This is a genomic window from Neorhizobium huautlense (assembly GCF_002968575.1).
Lineage (GTDB): Bacteria > Pseudomonadota > Alphaproteobacteria > Rhizobiales > Rhizobiaceae > Neorhizobium > Neorhizobium huautlense.
The window spans coordinates 1-5,200 of the sequence record NZ_PVBM01000063.1; the positions used below are offsets into that span (position 1 = coordinate 1).

Annotated in this window: 6 protein-coding genes and 1 pseudogene; 4 read left to right on the top strand and 3 right to left on the bottom strand. The window is 57.3% G+C overall.

Features of this window, described 5'->3' with window-relative positions; genetic code table 11:
- Positions 1–537: 537 nt before the first annotated feature.
- Both C5L12_RS27265 and C5L12_RS27270 read left to right on the top strand, forming a co-directional pair.
- Positions 538–996: an MgtC/SapB family protein gene (locus tag C5L12_RS27265; RefSeq protein WP_105375117.1), complete on the top strand. Its 459-nt coding sequence runs from the start codon at positions 538–540 to the stop codon at positions 994–996.
- A 154-nt stretch (positions 997–1,150) separates the two neighbouring features.
- A pseudogene (locus C5L12_RS27270) lies at positions 1,151–1,504 on the top strand (ethanolamine utilization protein).
- Positions 1,505–1,659: 155 nt separating this feature from the next.
- Here the strand turns inward: C5L12_RS27270 and C5L12_RS29170 are convergent.
- The 3 genes from C5L12_RS29170 to C5L12_RS27285 form a co-directional block, all read right to left on the bottom strand.
- Positions 1,660–2,034: a nucleotidyl transferase AbiEii/AbiGii toxin family protein gene (locus tag C5L12_RS29170; RefSeq protein ID WP_342588648.1), complete on the bottom strand. Its 375-nt coding sequence runs from the start codon at positions 2,032–2,034 to the stop codon at positions 1,660–1,662.
- Positions 1,940–2,215, bottom strand: coding sequence for a type IV toxin-antitoxin system AbiEi family antitoxin domain-containing protein (locus C5L12_RS28960; RefSeq protein WP_342588649.1), 276 nt, complete (start codon positions 2,213–2,215; stop codon positions 1,940–1,942). Before C5L12_RS28960 ends, C5L12_RS29170 begins: the two co-directional genes overlap by 95 nt.
- A 277-nt stretch (positions 2,216–2,492) precedes the next feature.
- Entirely contained in the window at positions 2,493–3,380 is an 888-nt protein-coding gene (locus C5L12_RS27285) for a LysR family transcriptional regulator (protein ID WP_105375118.1), read from the bottom strand.
- A gap of 158 nt (positions 3,381–3,538) precedes the next feature.
- Between C5L12_RS27285 and C5L12_RS27290 the strand changes: the two genes are divergently transcribed.
- Positions 3,539–4,435 (top strand): DMT family transporter, encoded by an 897-nt coding sequence (locus tag C5L12_RS27290; protein WP_105375119.1) that lies wholly within the window; start codon positions 3,539–3,541, stop codon positions 4,433–4,435.
- A 279-nt stretch (positions 4,436–4,714) separates the two neighbouring features.
- Positions 4,715–5,059 carry a DJ-1/PfpI family protein gene (locus C5L12_RS27300; RefSeq protein WP_245423064.1) on the top strand — a complete coding sequence of 115 codons (345 nt, stop codon included), beginning with the start codon at positions 4,715–4,717 and terminating at the stop codon, positions 5,057–5,059.
- Positions 5,060–5,200 lie beyond the last annotated feature (141 nt).

Genomic DNA, 5,200 nt, shown 5'->3' on the forward strand with positions numbered 1-5,200 from the left:
CATTGTAAATGATACGCTGGACCTGCTACTCGTTACTGACGCGGACGACCCTGCAATACCGGCAAAGCTTCTGTCTGCCTCTTTTGCGTTGTAGGACTGAAGGGCCTTCATCGGTTGGGCACCAGCCTTGCGGTTACGTTGGCAGCAGGACTGAGTGCTCCTCGGCCCGCAACTCTCTATGTTATGCTGTATTTCCCTGTTCCAGCCCCCGTCGCGCAGCTTACAGCTTGCTGGACACGGCGTGAGAAGTTTGTCCGTAAAGCCGAGGAGTGCAGGCAGCGCGACGGCAGCCGAAATTCAAGCCTGACTGCGGATCGGCATGTAAGGTTCGGGTAGCACAGATTGATCAATCGAAGTCGGAGTATCTTGACCGGGGAAGTGAAACCCCTCGAAGGTGACGGTTGCAATATGTCGGTGGCAGAAACCGAAGACGATATCCCAGGAGAGCTCAAAATGGTAATGCGTCACTGACGCCCGTCTGCTTGAAGTCTTTCTCAATATTGCTATCTGCCGACGGGTAAAGTGGGAGGATAGAATTTGATCGATCAGTTGGCCGCGACAGGATTGACGTTTGATATCGTTCCGCATCTTGGAGCCCTGGTGGCGGCATACCTGCTTGCACTTCCAATCGGTTGGGACCGCGAAAAAGGCGAGCGCAGTGCGGGGCTGCGGACGTTTCCACTCGTCGCGATCGCAAGTTGCGGATTTATCCAGGCGACCGAGACCTTAACGGCGGGAAGCCCGGAAGCCACGGCCAGAATCGTGGAAGGACTTATCACGGGCATGGGGTTTATTGGCGGCGGCGCGATCCTGGTCGTCAAAGCGAGCGTACGTGGGACGGCTACGGCGGCAAGCCTGTGGGCAACGGGTGCTATCGGCACCTCCGTCGGCCTCGGAGCCTACGACGTGGCGATCGTGCTCGCGATCATGACCTTTCTTACTCTACGTCTCAACGCAAATCTCAAGTCGGATGGTCCTCAAAATAGACCGGATTGATTGGGACCATTTCGGCGTCGGCCATGATATTGCTTCATCGTCGACTGGCGCTGGAGGCGCGTTCGACTTCCGATCTCGATTTACAGCCGCATTCAGTCTCTGTCTTGGTGATCTCGATGACGGCTCTAACTCAAATCAGGAAAGGGAGGGCACCCTGAACGTGCAGAAAATCAGCCTGTCCGATGCCCGACTTGAACGATCCCCGGGGCAGGATGCCGAGATCTTTGTCGGAAACCTCATCGACGAGAGACAAGGCGGTCCGGTCGCCATCGGTTAGGGCCGGTACGCGCCCAACCAGTCGCTAACCGGGACCATGGCTGTAGCCGACACTATGATCGTCTTGGAAGGCAGGCTCTCCGTTTCCACGGGCGACGGCACGGTGACGGCGGGAACCGGCGACATCGTCTGCATGCCCAAGCGGCAATCTGTGACGATCGCCACGGAAGGCGAGGGCGCGTTGACGGCCTACGTGACCTATCCGCACTGGGCGGAGGCGCACGAGGGTTGACGGAAACGGCTCGCGAAACTTCCGATCTCTTAAATCAGACGAAATGGCTCTTGGAACGTAGAGCGGTCGGTCTGCCTTGTCGCGAATGCAGTCAGGCGAAGCTCACATAGTGGCTCTGTTCTAGCAAGCGCGCCACACAATCCCGAAGCTTTAAGCTACTTTACAGCCCGAACCGTTTTCGCATTTCCCCCGCCTTCGCCCCCTCGTCGCCGGGGCATCTGGTCGATCAGTTCCACCATTACCATGGAAAACGCGGCTTTAAGCGCTTCTTCGGTCAGAGCCTTGGCGAGATCTGTCGGAAGCAGCGGACCCATGTCAGTGAAGAAGCCCGGATTGACGAGTTTCTGGAACATGCGCTGTTGCGCTTCGGCTCTGGAAATCGCTACTTCTCCTTTTTCAAGGTAGAGCAGAAAGCACTTGACGATCCTGGCCGAGTTAAGCCCCTCTAACAATCTGAGCGCGTAGTCGACGTCGAACAGATCGCAGCCTTTGTTGCGTTGAAGCAAGGCTCGCAGGCGGCACAACCACATAGAAGCCGCGAGGGGGCCGGATAAGCTGGCCGCGCCGCTGCAACCGCTCGGCGGCGTCAAGGAATGCGCCCCCGCTGATGCCAATCTCCTGCTGGGCTTCATCCGCAGAGAAGACTCCCCGGCCCATAGCAAGCAGGCCAGAAGCGTAGGAAGACAGTGTTGATCGTCTGCTTTGCATCATATCTCCTGATCCGCTTTTAGCGCGGAAAACTCAATATGATACCCTCACTGAATCATTCTCGAAAATCCGCCCTTACTGCGGAAAAATTGATATGACTCCTTGGTGGGACGAGATCAATTCCAGCCGCCAAGTCAGATAACTGCTGCATTTCTCGAATTCTTTCACTATTCAGATGCTTAGTCAGGTTCGAAGTCCCCCGCTTATAAAAGTTCGCGCGAATACAGGTTTCTTGAACGACAGGTCGAAAGTTCTGATCCTATCAAAGCGTTCGATTTTATCAGCCAGTCAGTGCCAATCCACCTTTACGTCCGATGCCTCGCTCGATTTCTGCGACTAGGCTATCGAGAGCCGGATTTCTTGTTTTACGTGCCCGCCGGACCACGTATGCCAAGGATGGCGGGACAGGCAAACGGTCGGTTATTACCTGCATCTCGCCTCGGATATGGCGGTCGCTCAGCAATGCCACACCCATTGTCGCGTTAACGGCCGAAACAATTCCAGCGGCGCTTGCACACTCGAAGACGGTCTCGAAAATCGCATTCTCCTGGCCGATGTCGAGTGCCCATTGCCTGTAGAAGCATTCGTCATCGAACGACAAGAACGGGATCGGTTCCCCATGCCGGATCACCAGTTCGGGGTGCTTCACCCAGTGAAGGCTGTCTCTGTAAAGAACCAGGTCGTTCGGCCGTACCTGGTGGCTAAAGACTTGGACGATTGCTGCATCAAGTTCCCCACGCTCGAGCATGGCGCGGAGCACCAGGCTCATGCGGACCTTGGTTCGGACCGCCACGTTTGGATGAAGCCGCTTGAAGCGTCCAAGGATCCGAGCGAGATCGGTGCATGCGGTGTCTTCGGTAAGCCCGAGCAGAAGTCTTCCGGCGAGCGGCGTTTTCGACAGGCTCAACAGCGCCTCGTCGTGCAGCCCTAGGATGCGCCCGGCATAGTCCAAGAGGTCCTCGCCCGCAGCCGTGAACATTGGTCCTCCGGATTTGCGTCCGAGCAACTCGCAGTCGAGGCTCACTTCGAGCCGTTTGATCTTGTGGCTGACGGCCGATTGGGAGAGACCGAGTGCGGCGGCCGCCCTGGTGATTCCGCCATGTTGGCGGATTGCGGAAAGAGCCCGCAAGGCGTCGATTTCGAGGCGGCGACCGTTCAGTTCGTTCATGGTCATACCCATTAATTTGTCCTGAAACGAAACCTATCACGGAGTGGATCGAGCATGACAGTAATTTAAAGAGTGTCATGGGCTCATCGATATTTGTCATGGATGATTTCTGCGTTTTTCCAGTACCGCTAGACCGTATTCCCCGCGATAGAGCCACCATGACCCACACCTCGCTTGCCTCCGCCTCAACCAGTCGCCATCCGCTATTATGGCCGTTGCTCGCTGCCCTCCTGATTATCGGATGGAGTTCGGGCTTCGTCGGTATTCGGTATGCTAACCAGCAAGCGAGCGTCATGCTCCTCCTATTCTGGCGGACTTTGCTGTCAGGTCTGATCCTTCTGCCATTCGCCTTGGCCATCGGGCCAAGACTTTCGATGGGCGCAGTCGGATATCAGTCGCTGTTCGGCATCATGACGGTCTTCCTTTATCTGGGAGGTTTCGCGCTTGCCATCGAGCAGAGGGTGCCAACCGGGCTCGTCGCGCTAATCTCCGACCTTCTTCCGCTAGCTATTGCCGCGTTGTCGCAACCCTTCCTAGGTGAACGACTGACGAAACGACAATGGCTGGGCACCGCGATTGCCGTTGTCGGCGTGTTGATCGTGTACTTCGACAGCCTCAGCTTCGGCACAGCTCCGGTCTGGGCCTACGGCTTGACGGTCGGTTCAATGCTGGTGTTCGCCGTCGCCTCGGTCCTGCACAAGAGGCGCAAGACGCGGCACATGCCTGTTCACCAGAGCCTTTGCATCCAGACGCTGATGGGTTCGGTTCTCTTCGGCCTCTGCGCATTCACGCAGGGCAGTCTTGCTCCACCGTTGACCTCTGACTTTGCAATCGCGATGGTCTGGCTGGTCCTGTTTGCCACATTCCTCGCCTATGCGGTCTACTATAGCAGTCTGCGGCTGTTCCCCGCTGCCAAGGTGAGCGCAGCCATCTACCTCAGTCCACCCGTAACAATGCTGTGGGCATGGATGTTGTTTTCGGAGCCTTTGACCGTTGCCATGTTTGCCGGATTGGCGGTAACCTTGGTGGGTGTCTGGGTGACCTCACGGGGATGAGCAATCAGCCTCGATATGTGACGTGTCATCCAGTCAAGCGGCGATCTGGACTTTCCCGATGCTCTCCCGAACATCCCTGGCCGGAGATGAACCGAACAACCGGCCATATTCGCGCGTTGAACTGCGGAATGCTCTCGTAGCCGACCGCATAGGCGGCGTTGCTGATCGCAGCACCCTCGGAGACCATCATCCGTCGAGCCTCTAAGGCGGAGCTGCTTCTGGAATTGCAAAGGCGCGAGAGAGGTCACCGCACGGAAGTGCTGCGTCCTGCCGGGCGGTGTGGTCAATCCCGACAAGCTGCGGCTCGATCCGAAGGCCCTCGCCTTGGTCAGGGGCTACGTCGCCGCAGGCAAGCCTGTCGCATCCATCTGCCATGGCCCTTGGCTGCTGGTGGCAGCCGACGTCCTGCGCGGCCGTCGAGCCACGGCCTGGTACTCGATCCGCACCGACCTCAAGAATGTCGGCGCGACCATTGTCGATGAAGAGGTTGTGTTGGACGGCAACATCATTACCAGCCGCATGCCGTCCGATCTCCCGGCGTTCAACCGGGCGATTGTCGCTGCCCTCAGGACTGAGCGCAAGGGCACGACATCCCGGCGGGTGTTACAAAAGGAGGTGGCATGAAAGAGGCCACGTCTATGGAGAGAACGGATCTCTGAGATGCAGATGATCTTAGGACAGTCACGCTTTGCGCCGTTTGGCTTACCTTTCCTGGGTTTTCGCGAACTCAGTGAAGGAGAGCAAAGCGTGACTGCACCTTATGAT